Below are 21,774 nucleotides of genomic sequence, written 5' to 3'. Positions count from 1 at the left end.
GTCTAACAAACAAATTTCCCTATCAAAAGAATTTCAATTGATAGGGAATAATTGTTTTATTTTTGAGAATCATCTTCATATACAATGAAATCGGCATGTCCGAATCCTTTTGAGAAATCAAGTAATGAAGCAACTACAGGACGGAAACGGTAAAGAATGGTATTCGGGTCCGGATAAACCTTATCTCCATCACCGTATGTCGCCTCTACAATATCAGGAAACTTCTCCAGCAACAATCTGTGAAATTCCTTTATCACTTCAACATCAGTTTCAACTTCTGCATAAGCAGCAAACGAAACACCGCACCCTTCAGTTACCAGCTCATATGGTGGTGCAATTGTAATAGATACACGAGGATCTCGTGTTATATTTTTTACTTTCGATGATGTTTTAAAAGTTTCGAGATAAATATTCTCTCCCATATTAACAAAACCAACAGTGTTTGCCTGTGGCCATCCATCTTCTCGAATTGTGGCTATTGTCATATCCATTGTTGAAGAAAGAATTCCAATCAGTTTCTCACGAAATTCTTCAGTCATGCCACTAACACCATTTTGGTAGATTCTTTTCTTAATTACATCATCAATTTCATTATGAATTTGCTCTTTCTTTGCATTTATACTTTCCATACTATTTTGCTCTTGTTTGTTTACTAAATCTGATAAAGTTGATTCTAAGTTTTGATTCATTGCTGTCAATAATGAATTCCCCATACTTACACGTTTTACGCCTAAATCATTTAATCTGTCAAAATCAATACTGTTAGGATCTTGAACCATATTTACAGGCAAGCTTGTGGCATTTGTTACAGCTTTAATATCACCTGACTCACTAATAAATGGCACAAAAATGCCATCCACTCCAGCCTGCTCGTAGAGTTTTACACGCTTTAAAGTTTCCTCAAGAGTGTTTTGAAGTTCCCTGCCAAAAAAGCCCATGATGTATGTATCTACCCTAGCATTAATAAACATTTCAATTTGATCTTGTGCCAGTTCTTTCTTAATGGCAGAAAACTTTTGTGCTTGAGCTTCTGCATCAATTAACAAAGGTTCATTTACGATTGTACTATCTTCCAAATTAACACCTACGACTCCTAATCCTGCTAATTCCTTAATCTTATTGGCTATTTCTATGGGATCTTCACTATAGCCTGCTTCCAAATCTACTGTTAGTGGCAGATTGGTAGATTTAACGATGCGTTCTATCATGAACTTTTGTTCTTCAAAAGTCATTGTTTTACCATCTTCATAACCAAACATATCTGCAAATGCACTACTTGCTGTTCCGATTGCCTGAAATCCCAATTTTTCAGCCACTTTAGCACTTGATGCATCCCACACATTGCATAATAGCAATGGTTTGTCTTGATAATGCAATTCTCTAAAATTCATCTATTCTCCTTTCTTGTTTACACTACTATTTTTGAAATTCCACAAAGAGCTAGCAAACCTTGTTTCAATAACTTACCCCGACAAAAGTAGATAGTCCAACCCCCTAAACCTTATACAGATCACAGTTTGTCAGATACAGATTACAGATATGCATGAATTAGCTGATATTGAGTTAAAACCTCCAAAAAACCAGCATTTAGTAATTCTGTAATCTGTATCTGAAAATCAGTAAAATCAATCAATTTTAAGTTGGAAGAATTCAATACATTTGTATAATCAGGAAAGAAGAACAAACCATGAGAAATATCGTTTTTATCAAAACAATTACACAGCTTAACGAATTAATGGGAACCGATAAACCCTCTCACCCATTAATTTCCATCGATTATTTTGATTTAACCAAACCAGGCAAATCGTGTTGCAATTCAGTAGATAAAAGATATGTATTGGAATTGTATCAAATCGTTTTGGAGGAAGGTGCAGAAGGTAAGCTTAGGTATGGAGGTAGCACGTATGATTTTCAGGAAGGATCTTTGATTTTTCTGAAACCTGGACAAATGTTTTATAGTGATGGTAGCTACAAAAGTTATCACAATAAAGGCTGGTCATTAAGTTTTCATCCTGATCTGATTCGTAAAACAGAATTGGGAGACAAAATTGATGATTACTCGTTTTTCTCCTATGATGCCAATGAAGCATTGTATTTATCCGATAAAGAAAAAAAGTTTATCCTGAATATTGTCCAAACCATTGAACAGGAATATTGTCATATTATTGATAAACACAGCAATGAACTAATCATTACCAATCTGAAATTATTACTGGATTATAGCAAACGTTACTACGATCGACAGTTTTATACCCGCACAAACCTAAACAAAGATATCGTAAGTCGTTTTGAAAAACTTCTTAAAGATTACTACAAGCAAAACAAGCAACTGGAATTAGGCATTCCAAGTGTGAAGTATTGCGGGGAAGAACTTCAAATGTCTCCAAACTATCTGAGCGATTTGCTACGCAAAGAGACTGGCCGAAATGCACTCGATCACATTCATCATTTTGTAATCGAAAAAGCAAAAACTGATCTTTTAAATTCATTAGGTGGTATTAGTCAGGTTGCATTTGATTTGGGCTTCGGACATGCACCCTATTTTAGCAAGTTATTCAAAAAGAAAACTGGAATGAGTCCAAAAGAATACATCCAGAAAGCAGAGAATTAAAATCTAAAAGTCATTCATATCATGGGTGGCTTTTTTCATATCTCACCTCTCCTATTCAAAAAATCTTCTATTTTTGTTGGGTTTAAAAATTTAACCCGTGAAAAATAAGCTACTAACACTTCTATTCCTTTTGATTATATCAATCCAATCAAAAGGTTTTAATACAGTTCAACAAGATTCTATTCCCTATTTTAAAAACTCTAGAAACATCTTAAATCCAGGCTTAGGCAAAGAAGTTTTTAGTAGCAAGAACCTAATTATTTTTGGAAGTTTACTTGGTGGTGCTTTCTTGATGGACGAATGGGCCAATGACAGAATTAGGCACAATCAATTTTCTTTTGGCGACAAATACACAAATTTCTTTAATGAATTTGGTGAAAAAAAGATCATTGCACCTTCGATATTGGCTACATGGGCAATTGGTACAATTATAAAAGACGAAAGACTTTCCAATACAGCACTAAACTCTGCGAAAGCTTTGGTTACCGGAGCAATATTAACTGAAGGAATTAAAATTATTGCGGGTCGTTCTCGTCCTGATCAGATGTATGGCAGTATGCATTTTGATGCTTTTGGGGGAAACGATAACAATAACAAATCTTTTCCGTCCGGGCATTCATTTGTTGCATGGTCTGTGTTTACTCCTTTTGCCGAAGAATACAGCAAATGGATCTATGTAATTCCAGCATCGGTGAGCTTATCCAGAATGTACAGAAACAGACACTGGTTCTCAGATGTTGTTTTAGGCGGAGGAATTGGCTATTTTGCAGGCCTTTATTTTCACAAACGTAAAAATCAGAGAGTATTGTTTAGTGGAAATGGAATTGTAATCAAATTTTAAACAACAACCGAAACAACCTACACAACCAAAAACTTCTTAGTTATGAGTATCACTAAAGTATTTAAAAAATTTCCCAGAACCTTTTGGGTAGCCAACACCATTGAACTTTTCGAACGATGGGCATGGTATGGCTTTTTCATGTTATTTGCCAACTACCTGACAGGATCAACAGATATTGGAGCTCTGGGATTATCGCAAGCACAAAAAGGAATAATTATGGGAGTTGGTACAGGTATTTTATATTTCCTTCCTGTAATTACCGGTGCAATTGCTGACAAATATGGCTACAAGCGTGTTTTAGGGATTTCATTTGTTGTATATAGTACAGCCTTTATTGCCTTGCCTCTATTTAATACTTTTGCCGGAGTTTTTGCCATGTATCTATATTTGGCATTAGGTGCAGCTTTATTTAAGCCTATTATATCAGCTACGGTAGCAAAAACAACCGATGAAGAAACCTCATCAATTGGCTTTGGAATCTTTTACATGATGGTTAACATTGGTGCCTTTATTGGACCCTTGGTAACACTTGCCTATAAAGACAGTGGATACACTACAGTATTTTATATTTCAGCTGGTGTAATTTTAATCAACTTCATCCTGATTCTGTTCTACAAGGAACCTGAAAGAGAAGTAAAACAAGAATCATTAGGAGAAGCAATTGGCAATGTATTTAAGAATATTGCAACTGCAATTAGTGATATTAAATTTGTGATTTTCCTTCTTCTTGTCGCAGCATTCTGGAGCATGTACTATCAATTGTTCTTTACCTTACCGGTATTTATTACACAATGGGTTGATACTTCATCGATTTACCATTTCTTCGAAGGTTTTATGCCAGCAGTAACTGAAACTTATGGTCAAGGTGGACAAATGGACTCAGAGTTTATCGTAAACTTCGATGCCATGTTCATCATCATCTTCCAGATTATCATTTCATCCATTGTTATGAAGCTAAAACCATTGAAGGCTATGATGGGTGGAATTTTAGTTTGTACCATTGGTATGGCACTAACTCTTTACACACAAAATGTATTGTTTGTAATTACAGCGATCTTTATTTTCTCGATTGGTGAAATGGCCAGTTCTCCAAAAATTACGGAATACATTGGTAGAATTGCGCCAAAAGATAAAGTTGGATTATACATGGGATGTTCATTCTTGCCTGTATTTGCAGGTAGTACTCTTGGTGGTGTAATCTCAGGTAATGTATATGGTAGCATGTCAGATAAGGTAAATCTATTGATTAAAGAAGTTGAAAAAAGAGGTTTGGATATCCCAGCTATCTCTAAGGATTTTTCGGCTACAGAGTATTTTAATAGAGCTGGCGAATTAATGGGTATGAACCAAAGTGAATTGACTCAATTTCTTTGGAATAGCTACAATCCAGGTAACATCTGGTATGTGATTTTAGCAATTGGTTTATTTGCCGTAGTTGCACTTTATTTCTACGATAAATTACTATTAAATAAAAAGTCTTAAGAATTACCATCGCAAAATGGTTAACAATTCTTGATCCCGCCTCGGCGGGATTTTTTTATGTCTTTTCATCAAAATATTATTGAAAAATAAGGCTATATAGCAGATATTTCATAATTTGGCCTCAATATTCCGTGCAACAGTAGTCACTTTTCTGTGATTTGTTCGTAGTATATACAACCACAACCATTTTATGCTATCAACCAATAATTTACAAATTTGATAAGGCATACTATATGACAAAACTTTTACGCACAAAAACTCTTTTCATTCTTAATGCACTACTTCTGTGGAGCAGTATTCTGTTTGCACAAGTAAGTGTTGAAGAATATTATCAATCAGCCACCGGAAAAACCGGAAGTGAGTTAAAAACCACATTGCACAATATCATCAAGGGACATACTGAGCTTCCTTACACTTCAAGCGAATTTGATGTATGGGATGCATTAGATCAAGCAGATCAAGATCCGGATAACGAGAACAATGTGATTCTTATCTATACAGGTAGATCTATTCCTAAAGCTGAGAAATCTAAAAACAATGAAGCAGATTACTGGAATAGAGAACACATTTGGGCAAAATCGCATGGTGATTTTGGAACCAATGAAGGACCTGGTACGGATATACATGCCTTAAGACCTTGTGATGCCAGTGTAAATTCGGATCGTAGCAATCGTTTTTTCGATAATGGTGGAACGGTACACGACGAAGCAACCGATTGTAAGTTTGACAATGAAGATTTTACATGGGAACCTCGCAATGCGGTTAAAGGAGATATTGCCCGTATGATTTTTTATATGGCCGTTCGTTACGATGGTGAAGATGGACATCCTGACCTGAAAATGACAGATGATCTAAGTTACAGCACCATTACCGATAAAACTCCTGTATTTGGAAAGTTATCTGTTTTAAAGCAGTGGCATGAACAAGATCCTGTGGATGAAGCCGAGCTAGCTCGAAATGAAAAAGTATATGAAATACAAGGCAACAGAAATCCATTTATAGATCACCCTGAATGGGTTGAAGAGGTATGGACAACAGTTGTAGATACCGATAGTCCAATCGTAACTGAGTTGTCTCCGGCAAAAGGTGCAGTTGGAGTATCACCAACAGCAAACCTTATCATCAAATTCAACGAAGAAATTAAAGAGGGAACTGGTTCGGTTACCATTAAACGATACAACACTGAAACTGTTTTTGAAACCTTAACAATACCTAGTGCCAGACTACAATATTCAGGAAACCAATTGCTAATTAATTCAAAGGCAACTTACGAAGAAGGAGTAAAATACTATGTTTTAATCGATAATGGAGCCATTACAGATGCTTCTTCGAATACATTCGATGGTATTTCTAATAAAGACTATTGGACATTTACAGCTGCATACACAGCACCTAAATTGGTTGATTTTTCACCAGCTGATAATAGCAATGGAGTTGCTATTGATACTAATCTTGAATTAACTTTTGATAAAGATGTTCAAGCTGGTGAGGGTAATATTACCGTGTACGATGATTCTGGTGTATTTGAAAGTATCAGCACATCTTCATCTGATGTAACTTTCAATGGCAAAATAGCAACTGTTGACCTTCCAAATGATTTGGAAGGAGCTACAGAGTACTACGTGCTAATTGATAACAATGCATTTATCAGTACAAACAACGTTGCCTATGAAGGAATTTCTGATGACACCTACTGGACCTTTACCACAGAGGTGATTACTGGAATAGATGATTTATATGCCAAAGGAGTACCTTCCTTCTACCCTAATCCTGCAACAAGAGAAATAAAGCTTACGAATATTGAAAAGGTGGTTTCTATTAGCATTACAAACCTAACTGGAAGAAACATTATGGAGGTAAAGTCACCAGATACGAGTATTCCTATTGGAAACTTGCCAAAGGGAATGTACTTTGTTACTTTCATATCTAATGATGGCAGTAGAATCACTAAAAAACTATTGAAAAGATAAATTTTAAGAGTTTATAATCGCAAAAAGACTGTTCCCCTTATGGAATGGTCTTTTTTTTGCCTTAAAACCAATTGGTACAGTTATACAAGGCCAGTGCAACGGATCTTATGCTAACAAAACAGATCCTTCATTCACAATGATCAGAAATTAAATAAGTGCAATATCTCACCATGCTTTCACTTGGTAGATTCTCACTAGTACCTACGAGACATCAACACAAGTAGCTATGTAAGATTGTCACTAATACCTACGAGAGACCCTCATAAGTATCTACGAGGGGGTCCCACGAAAAAATCCGGACAGTTAAAGCTACCCGGATTGTTCCCTCTCAAAGAATGATGCACACCTATTCTACAATTAAAACATGCTCGAACTTAGTGCTTCTTGGTTGTTTTACAGTTGCACTGCCCGATGAATACTGTGTAACTATTTCCAGTTCGTAATTCCCTGCTTCAAGAGCAGGAACCATTACCATTAGCTGCTTAGGTTCATTCGATATAATTTGCTCACACTTATGGCGAGTGTTATCGGTCTGATTAATTAAGTATACACCCACCGATACATCCTCACCTGAAATTTTAAGGCGATTGCCTTTCACAATAATCACATTATTAGGTGTAATATTGCTGTCTTCTACTTCACTTAAGCTATCAATTACTTTTCCTACTACAGGCTCGCTAGTTAAGGTTCCAACAATTTCTACCTGTGTTTTCTTAAGTTCGGCACGTAATTCATTACTACTGGTAAACGAAGCAATTAAGCGATGCTCGTCAGGATTAAAACGGTCGGTAGCACCGTTAAAAACACCATTTACCGTTATATGGCTGTAAAATACCCCTGTATTCACACTATATCCTTGCGCTATCTTTTCAATAATAACCTGATTACAACGCGAAAGGATATCAATAATGGTTGCCTTGTTGTGTTCCGAGCCTCCTTTAATAATCTCCCTGGCAATATCCTCAATTCTTATGTTCCCCATTGGCTTTACACGAGCATAAAAATCATTAGGTCTTGGGGTTAAAAGGTTATCTTGCAACCATAAACTTACTTTACTCATAACTTTAAATTTTAGTGGATTTGATCAATATTTATTTAACACCAAGAAAGTTCGGATAGTTTTATTATAATGTCAAGAATTATTATTATGTCATTAAACATAGCACTGCATACAATAATTAATCCACTAAAGCGTTGCCTGCTACTTGATACAAAAAACCCCGAATCTTTATGATTCGGGGTTTGTATTTATAGTAATCTGAATTATTCAGGTAGACCTTCAATGTAAGTAAACTCAGGGTTTGGACCCGACTTAGTACACTGGAATTTCAAAGTATATTCTCTATCAATTGAACCTTCTTCGTAAGCAGCAAAAGTAACAAAGTAGAATACATCAATACCGCTAACCTGAGCAACAGCATCTGGATATTTAATACCTAACAATGCTTCTACACCTTCAGCCATTCTTGTGTAAGTTAAAGCAATAGCCTCTTCATCAGATAAACCATCAAATGCAGGCATTGGATAATCTGTAGTATTTCTATTCTTCAATCTCAAGTCGAAGTTGATATACTTAGCACTTGCACCATAGTAGTACTCAGAATCTGGATACTTAGATGTTTTACCATGTGTAGCAACTGAATAATCAACAATTAATTGGAAGTCTTCAGAAGTCATTGTGAAGATAACTGTTGGATCAAATACCCATCCATCTTTAGTCATCATATACTGACCTGACATCTTCACAGTAGACTCGTACTCATGCCACATTTCACCGTCGAAAGTAAATTCTTTTAATTCTTGAACAGTTACATTAACACCATCAATCTTTCCCTTATAGAACTTGTATTGAACTGCAATCTTATCACCTTCTACAGCATATGGGAAGTTAACCTTCAAGAAAGTAGACAGGTAATCATCAGGAGAGATATTATTATCAAAGTTGTTATATCTTCCTGGCTGTCCATAAGCTTCACCCATTGAATCATAGTCATCAGTAGTCAATTCATAAAGAGTTACACCTTCAGGAATTGCTGGAGCTTCTTTCTCAGCTTTAGCCCATTCAGAACCATCAAATGCCCAGAATTCTGTAATATTACTAACGCTTCCATCATAATACTTGTATGTTATGGCAATTTCATCACCCGCTTCAGCATCAAGGTATTTTCCTAATAAGAAATCAGGTAAATAATCTTCAGCAGGGTGTGAACTAGAGAAGTTGTTATACTGACCAGGACCATCACCCATAGCATCATAATCTGCATTTGTAAGCGTATAGGATTCCATATTTTCAAGATCATTCACATAGTCTTCATATTCATAAAGATATGTTAAACCACCTTGATAATAGTCATAGGTAACAGTTGCCACAGACCCTTCTTCCAAAGTAGAATACTCTGATGCCAAAAACATTGGAACATATTTAGTTGCAGGAAGATATTTACTAAAGCTTTTGTATTTAGCAATATCTTTTGCATCATCCTTTTCATCATCAGTTTTCGCAGCTGCTTCAGCAATTCCACTTAATGTAGCATAGTCAGCGTCAGTAAACTCAACCTCTACTTCCTGCGTATAAGGCTCTTGTAAATTATCTAAATCATCGTATGTATCTTCCATTGGATCACAAGCTGTGAACATCAATGCAAGGGCCGATGCCATATATAATAATTTTTTCATCTGTCTTTAAATTTAAATGTTGACAATAATTCTATTAGAATTTAACTTTCAATCCTGTTGACCAGTTTCTTCCGAAGCCGTAATACACCAATGCATCATTCGATGAGTGAGTAGTACCGTCTTGAGCTTTTGAAACATACTCAACATCGAATAAGTTGTGCATATTTCCATAAACAGAAGCATTTAGACCAGCAATCTTGAACTTGTAATGGAATCCAACATCAACTAAACCAACTTCTGGCATCTCCCATGAGTCACCAATGAAATCAGCGTCATTTCTCTTTGTTGCATCAAAATCAGCATAGTGATTTCCATAATACAAGTAGTCAGCATTAATTCTAAGCTTAGGCAATACTTCGTAGCTAATTGAAGCTGCAGCACTTAATTGAGCAGAGTTACCTACGTGAACATCTTTTAAGTATGCATTAAATTCATTCTTAACTTCACGAGTTTCTTCGTCAATAATTCTAGCATTAACATCATCAGTATAAGTCCAATCACCAACAGAGATCATACCTTTAACAGATAATTTCTTTGAAGGCTGGTATTCCGCTTCAATCTCAATACCTTGGTGTAACTGACTCAAACCACTAATATTTGCAACATCATCACCATAAGTTTTTACCAAACCTCTATCTTTCCAGTTTGTTCTGTATAAAGTAGCAGTTGCATTGAAGTTAGGAGAAGTATATTTGTAACCTAACTCAGCAGTAATAATCTTTTCATACTTCACATCATCATTTACGGTGTTACCATAGTTAATGAATACATTAGTGAAGTAAGGAGTTCTCTGAACGTAACCACCATTAGCAAACACAGTGTGAATAGAGTTAATTTTGTAGCTAATACCACCTTTTACATTCCAAGGGAAGAAATGTTCCCAATCAGTTTCCTGCTCACCCGGAGCATACTGGAAGTAGTCAATACGCTTGTATGATTTTCTTGAAGCTGCAACAGATAAGAAGGCAGTATAGTTATCACCTACATATTCAGCCTGACCGAATAAACCTGTGTACAATACCTTACCATCATTGTAGTATGAATACTTATCATCCTTCTTAAGTTTTGTATTCGCAGGACGATTGTCGTTACTATCATCTAGGAAAAAAGCACCACCCAATAAATCTTCAACTTCTCTATAGTGCTCACCTTTGTAATATCTTAAATCAAGACCTCCTGTATAGGTAATTGCTTGCTTTGTAGTACTTAAAGATGACAACAAGCCTACCCAAGAGTGATTGTTTACAGAGTTACCAATGATAGCTTGAGATCCATCAACAGTATAAGTTGCATTTAATGCAGCTACACCATCAAAATCCAATAATCCATCGGCAGTTCTCATAATACCATCTTTATCTTCACCAGTCTTATTATCAACACCTAACCAGTTAGACTTGTTTCCAGATACTCTACGTCCACCACCTGAACCCACTGATCCATAAAGAGACGTAGTCAATAAAGTTTTCTCATCAATATTCCAATAATGGTTTAACTGAGCCTGTGGTTTGTGATAGTAGTTGTAACCATATCCACCACCATAAATTTTTCCTTCACGGATACCATAATCAGAATTGTACTTGAACTCATCTTTATGATCTCTGTATTGCTGAATAGTATGTTTGTTTCCACGCTGGTTGTGCCACTGAGGAGCTCCAGTAATCATGAAAGACACTGTGTGTTTATCATTGATTTTCTTAGATACATTTGCATAATATGACCAAGCATCAAAATTTGTTCCTTTGATATAACCATCACCATAAGTATGAGAACCCAATAAAGTAACAGCCCAACCATTATCCATTAAACCTGTTGATACAGTAAATAGTTGTTTTCTGTAACCATCGTTACCAATACCTGTTTTAACAACACCACCTTTTTTAGCATCAGTAGATTTCGTAAGAATATTGATAGTACCACCAACTGAAGAAAGCCCAAGTTTAGAAGCACCTAAACCACGCTGAACCTGCATAGTTCTTGACACATCAGAAAGACCAGCCCAGTTCGACCAGTATACTTTACCATTTTCCATGTCGTTCACAGGAATACCGTTAATTAATACTCCTACATTGTTTGAGTCGAAACCACGAACATAAACCGAAGCATCTCCAAATCCACCACCCTCTTTAGAAGTATAAATAGATGGAGTAGATTTTAAGATTTCCGGATACTCCTGAGCACCTAGCTTATTTTCAATAAGTTCAGCACTTACAGTAGATACCGAAACTGGTGTTTGACGATCGGTTACAACCGATGCCATAACACTTACCTCATTCAAGCCAACAGCATCAGATTCCAGCTTAATTTTACCTAAATCCTGAGCTCCTGATAATGCGATTTCCTTATCAAGGAAACCAACGAAACTTACAATAACTTTTGATGCTCCCTGAGGCACTTGCAAAGCAAAAGAACCATCAAAACCTGAAACTGTACCCGAAGTTGTTCCTGGTACAACAATTGAAGCCCCTGGCAAACTCTCACCAGAATCTCCGTCTACGACCACACCTTTTACGGTGGTTTGAGCAATAGCTGCAACGGACAGCATTAACACAGCCGCCATTGTCAAAATACTTCTCATAGCATTTTTCATAAAACGAATTGTTAGGTTAGTAATAGTGTAGCAATAGTGCTACAAAATCATCACACTTTTCCTTGGAGAAAAAGATTATAAAATGGTTCGTTTAAAACTTATTAACAAACAATCAACATTCGGTTGCTTAAGGTTCATCCAATAAATTCAATGGTTCGTCGAAAAATTATTTTTGACATCAAAAATCAAGGCACATTTTTCTTTCAACCGCAAAAATATCGAATTATAAGTTCATCACTTTTTAAATTTAGGATGCGGAAGATAATATTTTTTATTCAATTACCACAATTAAAAAACCTCCCAAATATTTAGTTTAAAAGCAATTCCACTTAAATACTCAAACTACGAAAGTGTCGAATCCGCCAATAATTCTGCGAAGGTACTGTTTTTTATTTTTATCACAGTCTTAATTAACATGATTCTAAATTACATTCTCGGTTTTAAACACATTTGCAAATCTAGCCCGATCTGCAAATTTGAACGTTAATTGAATTTTAAATAAGTACTAAATAAACTGCAGATTTTCTAATTGCAGAAATTTTAACACTAAAAAGATTTATTCACAAAAATAAACCGTACTTTTGCAGCCGCATTTTTAGCAGCGCAATCGATTCTGCCACAATTAATTCACAATTTTTGTGTGCGAATCTTGACATTTACAAGGAGAAGCTTTACAATGAAAGCATCCTTTTTCAATGATATTGACTGATTTTTAAGACACAGAGTCATAAAGAAGATACGAGATGAAGAAACTAAGAAACATTGCGATTATCGCTCACGTTGACCACGGTAAAACCACCTTGGTTGATAAAATGATAATGCACAGTAACATTTTCAGAAAGAATGAAAATCCAGGAGACCTTATTCTTGACAATAACGACCTGGAAAGAGAGAGAGGTATTACCATTTTATCGAAAAACGTATCTCTTGAATACAAAGATGTAAAAATTAACATTATTGACACCCCAGGTCACTCCGACTTTGGTGGAGAGGTTGAGCGTGTTTTGAATATGGCTGATGGGGTACTTTTATTGGTAGATGCCTTTGAAGGAACCATGCCTCAAACTCGTTTCGTATTGTCTAAAGCACTTGCTTTAGGTCTAAAACCAGTAGTAGTCGTAAACAAAGTTGACAAACCAAACTGTCGTCCTGAAGAAGTACAAGAACAAGTTTTTGAACTAATGTTCAATCTTGAAGCTACGGAAGAACAGCTTGATTTCCCAACCATTTATGGCTCTGCTAAAGAAGGTTGGATGTCGAAAGATTGGAAAAAGCCAACCAATGACATTACCGCAATTCTTGATGCGATTATTGAATACATTCCAGAGCCAAAAGTTTTGGAAGGAACTCCACAAATGCTTATTACATCTCTTGACTTCTCGAACTATGTTGGCCGTATCGCCGTAGGTAGAGTTCATCGAGGTGAACTAAGAGAAGGCATGAATGTTAGCCTTGCCAAACGCGATGGTAGCATTAAAAAATCTCGTATAAAGGAATTACACGTATTTACCGGTTTAGGAAAAGAAAGAGTATCAAGTGTAAAATCGGGTGAACTTTGTGCTTTAGTAGGTATCGATGGCTTTGATATTGGAGATTCAATTTGTGATGTAGAAAATCCTGAAGCATTGGATCCAATTGCTATCGATGAACCAACAATGAGTATGTTGTTTACCATTAACAACTCTCCATTTTACGGTCAGGATGGTAAATATGTAACCTCTCGTCACCTGATCGATCGTTTAGAGTTAGAATTAGAAAAGAATTTGGCTTTACGCGTTGTTCCAACTGATTCGGCAGATTCATACAATGTATTTGGTCGTGGTGTACTTCACTTGTCTGTATTGATAGAGACTATGAGACGTGAAGGTTACGAACTTCAGGTTGGACAGCCACAGGTAATTATTAAAGATATAGCTGGTGAAAAATGTGAACCGGTGGAGATTTTATACATCGATCTTCCTGAAGACGTATCAGGAAAAGCCATCGAATTAATTACTCAGCGCAAAGGTGAAATGTTAACCATGGAACGTAAAGCTGATCGTATTCACCTTGAATTTCACATTCCATCGCGAGGAATTATTGGCTTAAGAAACCAAATTTTGACTGCAACTGCAGGTGAAGCTGTAATGTCGCATCGTTTCCATGAATACCAACCATTCAAAGGTGAAATTCCAGGACGTATTAATGGTTCATTAATTGCTATGGAAACAGGTACTACATTTGCTTATGCATTGGGTAAACTACAGGATCGTGGTAGATTCTTCGTAGCTCCTCAAACCGAAATTTATAAAGGTCAGGTTGTGGGAGAAAATACTCGTGCTGGTGATTTAGATATCAATGTTACCAAAACAAAGAAGCTAACCAACATGCGTACTTCAGGTACTGATGATAAGATTAGATTGGCTCCTCCAGTGATTTTCTCATTGGAAGAAGCTTTAGAGTATATTCAAGGTGATGAATATGTTGAAGTAACGCCAAATAATATCAGACTTCGTAAGATCTTACTTTCTGAACACGACAGAAAAAGAGCTTCGAAAGAATAGATAAATTAAACAATTGAGATATACACAAAGGAACTTTATTAATAAAGTTCCTTTTTTTATGCTATAATTTTACATTTTGAACTTTCAGATGAAACTCATCTTATTCTATTCTGATACAATTGGCGGGACAAATTTCTGCAGCTTTCTGATTTTGTTCAAGCTCATCATCGAAAATATCAAGTACAAATTCATCTTTTATAAGGTTTGCTCCTAATAAATTACATTTCCCGTCGCTCTCATTCATAAGCCAAAAACCAGGTGCTACTCCAACACAATACCCACATCCAATGCACTTACTTCTTCTTTGATACACCCGTTTCATAAACACAAAAATAACTGTTTTAATAAAAAATTAAGAGAATCTCAAATATAGCACAAAATATTTTTAAAATTTTTCATACTGATTTACAACCACTTACACACTTACTTCGAAAATATCTAGTACTATGTATTGCATATTACCTTTTTTTCTACGTATATTTGTAATACCAACTTATATGTTAGAGATAGTATTATAAAAAAAAAGACAAATGAAATCCTTATTAAAAGACAAAATATTGAGATATTCACTCCTGACATTAACGGTAGTTGCTTTCTCCATTGAGTCAAAGGCTCAATTGTTAACAATCGATAAGTTTCTTATGCCATTTTTTAAAATCGAATCCAATCATGGTAATGAATCTCCAGCAGAGGAAATAATTAATGAGAAAGGATATCTAGATAATGGAATCTTAATCTTTAAAGAAAACCTTAAAGTTTGTAAAGACATCGTATCAGGAGATTCAGATGATTACAACAATCCAAAACTAAACATGGATACATCAATAAAATGTAATGTTTGTAAGGATACGATTACTTTAAAACAAAACACAACTATAGTAACATCAAAAAAGAAAAGATCTAAAAACTTCAGGAACTTCCCTGGTAACATTAGATCTACAATTTAATCAATATAAATATTCCAAGTATGAAAATAGAAAACACAAAAGCCCAAATGCGAAAAGGAGTGCTGGAATATTGTATTCTTTCCATTCTCTCAAAAAGCGATGCTTACGCATCAGATATCATTAAGGAACTTAAAGAAGCCAAAATGATTGTAGTGGAAGGGACACTTTATCCCTTACTAACCAGGCTGAAAAATGCTGGCTTATTAAGCTACAGATGGGAAGAGTCTACACAAGGACCTCCAAGAAAGTATTACACAAGTACAGAAGTAGGCAATGAATTTTTAAAAGAACTAGATGGTTCTTGGCAAGAATTGGTTGATGCCGTAAATACGATTAAAAAGTAAGTCCAAAAACTGTTAACACTATGAAAAAGACATTAACAATTAATATAAGCGGAAGTATATTTCACATAGATGAAGATGCTTTTGAAAAACTACAAGATTACCTGCGAACGATTAACAGTCACTATGGTGCTGGCGAAGAAGGAAGAGAAATCATTTCTGATATCGAATCCAGAATTGCAGAAATTTTCCAGGAAAAACTAAGCAGCAAAGATCAGGTCGTAAATGTTGATATGGTTGAAGAAGTAATAACCATTATGGGTAGACCGGAAGAAATTTTCGAAACCGATGATGAAACTACCGAAGAATCACAAAATCAATCACAAACCACAACCACCAGCAAAAAGAAACGTAGGTTGTATCGCGATCCGGACAAAAGAGTATTTGGAGGAGTTTCAAGTGGTTTATCAGCATATTTTGGTATTGATGTAGTCGTATTCAGATTGCTATTTGTACTCTTCTTCTTCCTTGGATATGGTTTTGCTTTCCTACTGTATATCATTCTATGGATTGTTGTACCCAAAGCAACCACTACAAGTCAAAAACTTGAAATGAAAGGCAAAAAGGTAAACATATCCAACATCGAAGAATCGATAAAAGATGAATACAACGAAGTGAAAGAAAACTTCGATAAAATGAGAGAAAAAAATGGACCTCATGTAAAAGATGGATTCGACAGAGCTGTTGACTTCCTTGGTTCAGCTCTCCGTTTGGTACTGAAAGTGATTATCATTTTATTGGGTATTGGATTTATCTTTGCAGGATTTGTTTCTCTAATAAGCTTTATTGGATCTATGATTTTTGCTCATAGCTTCTTTGGACCTTTTGCAGATTTCCATTTTCCGGGTGCAATGTTTCCTAAATTATTTCTTGACGGAACAAGCATTACTTTATTTACCATTGGAATTATTGTAGTAATTGCCATTCCTTTAATGCTTTTGATTTTTGCAGGAATTAAATTGCTTTTCAACTTTAAAACCAACAATAAGATTATAGGTTTTACAGCTTTGGCAGTTTGGCTTACAGGAATTATTCTTTTAATCAGTCTGAGTTTTTCACAGATCAAAGGTTACATGCATAGCAGTACCAGATACTCCGAAAATCAACCAATCGAAAAAATAACCAATGATACATTGTATTTACAAAGCACAAATAACATTGGAGATCATTGGTACGAAGGTCATATTGATTTAGACAATGTTAAAGTATACATGAATGATGATGAAGAAATCATAGTAGGCGAACCTACTTTAGATATCGAAAGAAGTTATTCGGATAATTTTGAGATCAAACTAAAGAAAAAAGCTCGCGGAAGAACTTTAGATAGAGCCGTAGAAAACGCAGAAGGAATTAACTATAAATGGGTGCAAAATGATTCTGTAATCGTATTCAATCAATTTTTCACCTTAGAAGATGATTCGAAATGGAGAAATCAAAGATTACATATAACTGTTAAAGTTCCGGAAGGAAAAGTTGTTTACCTCGATGAATCAATGAGTAAAATCATTCACGACATCGACAATGTAAGTAACACCTGGGATTTCGACATGCTTGGTGAAAAATGGATCATGAAAAAAGAAGGCTTAAGCCTAGTTAAATAATAAATTAGTTGTTCTATCCATGTTTTGCACCGATACCTTTTTCATCACACACAACAATCGGTGCAAACATGGCTAATTTTAAAACAAACATTATGAGAAAATTATTAGTAATTCTGATTGCAATAGCCTTACCTATCCTTTCTCAGGCTCAAACCAAAGGAGAAAAAATACACGCCAAATATTCAAATCTTGATGGCTTTAACAGTTTTAGTTTCGCAGGATCATTCTTAAAAAACCTGGACTTTGATGTCGACGAGGATGAATTAGAGAAAAACGTAACAGGCGATTGTAAATCCATTAAACTCTTAAGTTTTAAACACGAAACTGGTGATGAATCTAAGTTTAAAAAGATTGTAGTATCGCAGCTTTCGAAAGGGAACTCATACAAAGAAGTTTTGACTGAGGAAAAAGATAAAGATAGTGACGAAGTTCATTTCTTTGCCAAAGGAAAAGGAAAGAAGTTTAGCGAATTCCACATCCTTCACTACAATGAACACAGAACATCATTGATTTCATTTTTTGGAGACTTCCATGTGGACGAATTAGAAACTTTGTCGCATTACAGTATCGACAAAGATGAAGAGTAATTAAAACAGTATACTATGAAACGATTATTCAGATCAAGAGATAAAAAGATAGCAGGTGTTTGCGGTGGTATTTCTCAATACATCAATCCGGAACTCGATCCAGTAATTATTAGAGCAGGATATTTAATCCTAACATTATTCAATCCATTAATGCTGTTGGTTTATTTTATTCTTGCAATGGCACTGCCAGACGCAAATTGCGAAACGGCATAAATTTGAATGCGATCTTTACCCCAATTTGGTGAAGAAGGGTTTGTCTTTTTCACCTGCTTTACCAAAAGTATTCAAAAAGTTAGGCCTCTCCCATTAACGGAAGAGGCCTTTTCATTTAATTATAAACACTAAATCCTAATTAATAATTAAATACTTCTTCTAAGCTCAACTCATGAACATTACCTAATTTTTTAAGTACGTTCATATTGATATCTTTCTTGTTACCAACTACCAAATAGCAATGGCTTTTATTGGCAATATGTTTCTTGAAGAACTTGTTCAAATCATCAATATTCTGATTCTTTACCTTCTCGTAAACATCTTTTCTGTAATCATGCTTCACACCTTTTCTAAGGTTACTCAAATAAGTCCAGTATACTCTTTCTTTAGTGATTCGTTCTGATTGAATCTTTTTAAGCATGTTTGTCTTGGCTTCGTTAAATTGCTTCTCCTCATAAGGCATTTCATTCAACAACTCAACCAATGCTTCAGTTGCGTCCTTTACCTTGTCGGCACTTGTTGCAACATATGAGAATGAATATCCATAATCATCCAATTTAGAAGGAGTGCTGTAAGATGAAAAAGCAGAATATGCAAGAGCTCTTGACTCGCGAATTTCCTGGAAAATAATTGATGCCATACTTCCACCATAATATTCATTGAATAATCTGATTTCTGGCATTAAGTTCATATCCAACTTTTCATCTTTTGCTAACATGATGATGTTTGCCTGAACCATATCATAATTAACAAAGAAAATTTCATTCTTAGTATAATCTAATTCTGGATATTTTGTTGGCTCTGGAATCTCTTTCAACTGGTCTGAAACTTTATGATTGACTTTTAAATTCTCTGCAATTTGCTGCTTTCCTTCTGCTCCATAATAAAATACTCTATGCTTATAATCTTTTAACTGAGCCAACATTTCAGTTAACTGATTTGGATCCACACTTCTTAATTCATCTTCCAACAAGATATCTGTATAAGGCGATTTTTTTCCATATTTCGCGTAACTATACATTGCTCCCCACAAAATTTCACCCTTGTTTAGCTTACTGTCTGCACGGTCTTTAATAATTCCATCAACATACTTTGAGTAAGAATCACTATCTGCTTTGGCATTGGCCAACACATGCTCCATCAACTCTACTCCTTTGTTGAATGATTTTTTCAATCCAGAGATATACACATAACACCTATCATCTCCAGCTTCAACGCCAAACGATAAACCATACTTAAACAATTCTTTTTGCAATTCGGCAGCCGAATACTTATCTGTTCCAATGTATGGCAAGTAATTTACAGCAATAGACAACATCTTATCATGATTCTTGCCCATTTCATAAATGTAAATTAACTTGAACAACTCGTTCGATTTGTTTTCCAAGTAATCGTAAGTTACACCAGGTTTCAATTCTTCGGATTGGATTTCTTTTTCAAAATCAACCCATAACGGCTTTAATGCAGGAGTTTCTTTTGCTGTTAGTTCCTTATAAAATTCCGATTGTTTTTTACGGTCAATTTTAACTGGAGTAATTGCTGGCTTTTCAACTTTTACAACCTTATTATCTTCACCTTTTCTCTTGTAAACTACAACATAGTTGTTATTGTAATGCTTGTTCGCAAACTCAACCAATTGTTCCTTTGTAACCAATTCAAGCTCATCAAGCATTTTTAGGTTGTCAGCCCAAGCTACATTGTTTGCAAAAGTAACTGCAAACTCATGAGCTCTACCATTTGATTCTTGTCCTCTAATTTTACCTAAACGATAATCATTGATTACAGCCTCAAGCATCCAGTCCTCAAACTCTCCTTTCTTGATTTTTTCAATTTCACCAAGAATCAATTCTGTTACTTCTTCCATTTTTTGACCTTGACGAGGAACTCCATAAAATGAATGCATTCCATAATCAATATTAAAACTTGCGTAACAACCAGCTCTTAGCACTTTTTGCTTCTGATTCAGGTTCAAATCCATTAAACCCGCTTTTGAATTATTTAAGATACCATCAATAAGAGTTACAAATTTCTGATCTTCCGAACCAATTCCATCAAATCTGAATGCCATTGATAATCTTTCGGCATCAGGACCAAAAACTTCTTTAACAATTGGCTTGGTAATTGGATCTTCTACTGGAGCAACAAACTCAGGAACTTCTCTTGATTCTAGTTTTCCGAAAGTCTGATCAATTAATTTAATGGTCTCTTCAAAATCCAAATCTCCTGACATGGCAATTGCCATATTGTTAGGAACGTAATAAGTATCAAAATACTTGTGAATATTTTCCATTGATGGATTTTTAAGATGCTCAGCTCTTCCCAATGTAGTTTGTGTGCCGTAAGGGTGTTTTTTGTACAAACCAGACATTAAGGCATAACGCAACTTCCTAAAGTCATTATCCTGAGACATATTAAACTCTTCATAAACTGTTTCCAATTCGGTATGAAATAGACGAAGAACCAGTTTACTAAATCTTTCTTTTTCGATATTCAACCATTTTTCAAGTTCATTCGATGGAATATCATTCATATAAACTGTTCGTTCGTAAGTAGTATAAGCATTAGTTCCTTTAGCACCAATTGATGACACCAACTTATCATACTCGTTTGCTACAGCAAACTTTGATGCCAAAGCAGATATACTGTCGATTTTTGCATAAACTTTTGCTTTTGCCTCTTTTGTAGAAGCCAACTTATGCTCTTCATACAAATCAGAAATCTCATGAATTAAGGCTTCCTCTTTTTGCCAATCTACAGTACCAAAATCATCAGTACCTTTAAACATCATATGCTCTAAATAGTGAGCAAGTCCTGTAGTTTCTGAAGGATCATAGGTAGAACCAGCTTTTACTGGAATAAAGGTTTGAATTCTTGGAGCATCTCGATTAACAGATAAGTAAACCTTTAATCCATTGTCAAGAGTATAAATTCTTACTCCCATGGGATCATTGGTAACTGTTTCGTAACGATAGCCATTCTTGTCTGTGTTTTGAACAGTTTGATACTTTTCCTTTGGCGTACAAGCAAATAAAATTACTCCCAGCATAAAGGCAAAAAGAACATTAACTTTCTTCATTGTTTGTTTGGTTTTAAATGATCATGTCAACCACACAACATCCTCAAACCCTTCTATTCGCAAAAGATTACAAACCTTGTGCGATCCACACAACCTGTTTTGGTTTAGTTTATTAACTCTCGAAGTATATTATAATATAATCCGCAGATTGTTAAATTTACAAATTACATTATATTTACATATCTTTTTTTACATTTTTTAACTAAAGCCTTCGTTATTTAAATTCGATTTAAACTTTTTATATATTATTAACAATCAATCAAGATAGATAATCGTATTTTTGCAGCGTAAAAAGTAAA

Annotated in this window: 16 protein-coding genes; 10 read left to right on the top strand and 6 right to left on the bottom strand. The window is 35.1% G+C overall.

The annotated features are described in order from the left end of the window. Positions 1–56: 56 nt before the first annotated feature. On the bottom strand, positions 57–1,391 hold the full coding sequence (locus M0051_RS12815; protein ID WP_306741916.1) for an isocitrate lyase/phosphoenolpyruvate mutase family protein: 1,335 nt from the start codon (positions 1,389–1,391) through the stop codon (positions 57–59). A gap of 296 nt (positions 1,392–1,687) precedes the next feature. Between M0051_RS12815 and M0051_RS12810 the strand changes: the two genes are divergently transcribed. From M0051_RS12810 to M0051_RS12795, 4 genes are all read left to right on the top strand, one after another. Next, complete coding sequence (locus M0051_RS12810; RefSeq protein WP_306741915.1) at positions 1,688–2,611, top strand: AraC family transcriptional regulator; 924 nt, start codon at positions 1,688–1,690, stop codon at positions 2,609–2,611. A 97-nt stretch (positions 2,612–2,708) separates the two neighbouring features. Continuing rightward, positions 2,709–3,452: a phosphatase PAP2 family protein gene (locus tag M0051_RS12805; RefSeq protein ID WP_306741914.1), complete on the top strand. Its 744-nt coding sequence runs from the start codon at positions 2,709–2,711 to the stop codon at positions 3,450–3,452. Between the two features lie 42 nt (positions 3,453–3,494). Next, positions 3,495–4,934: an MFS transporter gene (locus M0051_RS12800; protein ID WP_306741913.1), complete on the top strand. Its 1,440-nt coding sequence runs from the start codon at positions 3,495–3,497 to the stop codon at positions 4,932–4,934. A gap of 233 nt (positions 4,935–5,167) precedes the next feature. Next, entirely contained in the window at positions 5,168–6,904 is a 1,737-nt protein-coding gene (locus M0051_RS12795) for an endonuclease (protein ID WP_306741912.1), read from the top strand. Positions 6,905–7,250: 346 nt separating this feature from the next. Here the strand turns inward: M0051_RS12795 and M0051_RS12790 are convergent, their stop codons facing one another. From M0051_RS12790 to M0051_RS12780, 3 genes are all read right to left on the bottom strand, one after another. Further along, on the bottom strand, positions 7,251–7,964 hold the full coding sequence (locus M0051_RS12790) for a DNA-binding domain-containing protein (protein WP_306741911.1): 714 nt from the start codon (positions 7,962–7,964) through the stop codon (positions 7,251–7,253). A gap of 203 nt (positions 7,965–8,167) precedes the next feature. Further along, positions 8,168–9,580 (bottom strand): hypothetical protein, encoded by a 1,413-nt coding sequence (locus M0051_RS12785; RefSeq protein ID WP_306741910.1) that lies wholly within the window; start codon positions 9,578–9,580, stop codon positions 8,168–8,170. Positions 9,581–9,614: 34 nt separating this feature from the next. Further along, positions 9,615–12,167 (bottom strand): TonB-dependent receptor, encoded by a 2,553-nt coding sequence (locus tag M0051_RS12780; RefSeq protein WP_306741909.1) that lies wholly within the window; start codon positions 12,165–12,167, stop codon positions 9,615–9,617. Between the two features lie 743 nt (positions 12,168–12,910). On the opposite strand from M0051_RS12780, the gene typA reads away from it, so the two are divergent. Beyond that, positions 12,911–14,710 (top strand): translational GTPase TypA, encoded by a 1,800-nt coding sequence (gene typA / locus M0051_RS12775; RefSeq protein WP_306741908.1) that lies wholly within the window; start codon positions 12,911–12,913, stop codon positions 14,708–14,710. A 100-nt stretch (positions 14,711–14,810) separates the two neighbouring features. Here the strand turns inward: typA and M0051_RS12770 are convergent, their stop codons facing one another. Further along, a complete protein-coding gene (locus tag M0051_RS12770) occupies positions 14,811–15,032 on the bottom strand; it encodes a ferredoxin (protein WP_306741907.1) in 222 nt (73 codons plus the stop codon). A gap of 208 nt (positions 15,033–15,240) precedes the next feature. Here M0051_RS12770 and M0051_RS12765 point away from each other — a divergent pair, with 208 nt between their 5' ends. The 5 genes from M0051_RS12765 (at position 15,241) to M0051_RS12745 (ending at position 18,399) form a co-directional block, all read left to right on the top strand. Further along, complete coding sequence (locus M0051_RS12765; protein WP_306741906.1) at positions 15,241–15,657, top strand: hypothetical protein; 417 nt, start codon at positions 15,241–15,243, stop codon at positions 15,655–15,657. Positions 15,658–15,677: 20 nt separating this feature from the next. Next, the gene (locus M0051_RS12760; protein WP_054715551.1) at positions 15,678–16,001 is read left to right on the top strand and encodes a PadR family transcriptional regulator; all 324 of its coding nucleotides are present in this window, start codon (positions 15,678–15,680) and stop codon (positions 15,999–16,001) included. Between the two features lie 20 nt (positions 16,002–16,021). Then, a complete protein-coding gene (locus M0051_RS12755; protein ID WP_306741905.1) occupies positions 16,022–17,599 on the top strand; it encodes a PspC domain-containing protein in 1,578 nt (525 codons plus the stop codon). 92 nt (positions 17,600–17,691) lie between these two features. Then, positions 17,692–18,186 carry a DUF4252 domain-containing protein gene (locus M0051_RS12750; RefSeq protein WP_306741904.1) on the top strand — a complete coding sequence of 165 codons (495 nt, stop codon included), beginning with the start codon at positions 17,692–17,694 and terminating at the stop codon, positions 18,184–18,186. 15 nt (positions 18,187–18,201) lie between these two features. Beyond that, a complete protein-coding gene (locus tag M0051_RS12745; protein WP_306741903.1) occupies positions 18,202–18,399 on the top strand; it encodes a PspC domain-containing protein in 198 nt (65 codons plus the stop codon). A gap of 139 nt (positions 18,400–18,538) precedes the next feature. Here M0051_RS12745 and M0051_RS12740 read toward each other — a convergent pair whose 3' ends face one another. After that, entirely contained in the window at positions 18,539–21,475 is a 2,937-nt protein-coding gene (locus M0051_RS12740; protein ID WP_306741902.1) for a pitrilysin family protein, read from the bottom strand. Between the last annotated feature and the right edge of the window lie 299 nt (positions 21,476–21,774).

It is taken from the genome of Marinifilum sp. D714 (assembly GCF_030851345.1).
Taxonomy (GTDB): Bacteria; Bacteroidota; Bacteroidia; order Bacteroidales; family Marinifilaceae; genus Marinifilum.
This window is presented reverse-complemented; position numbering and strand designations above follow the sequence as displayed.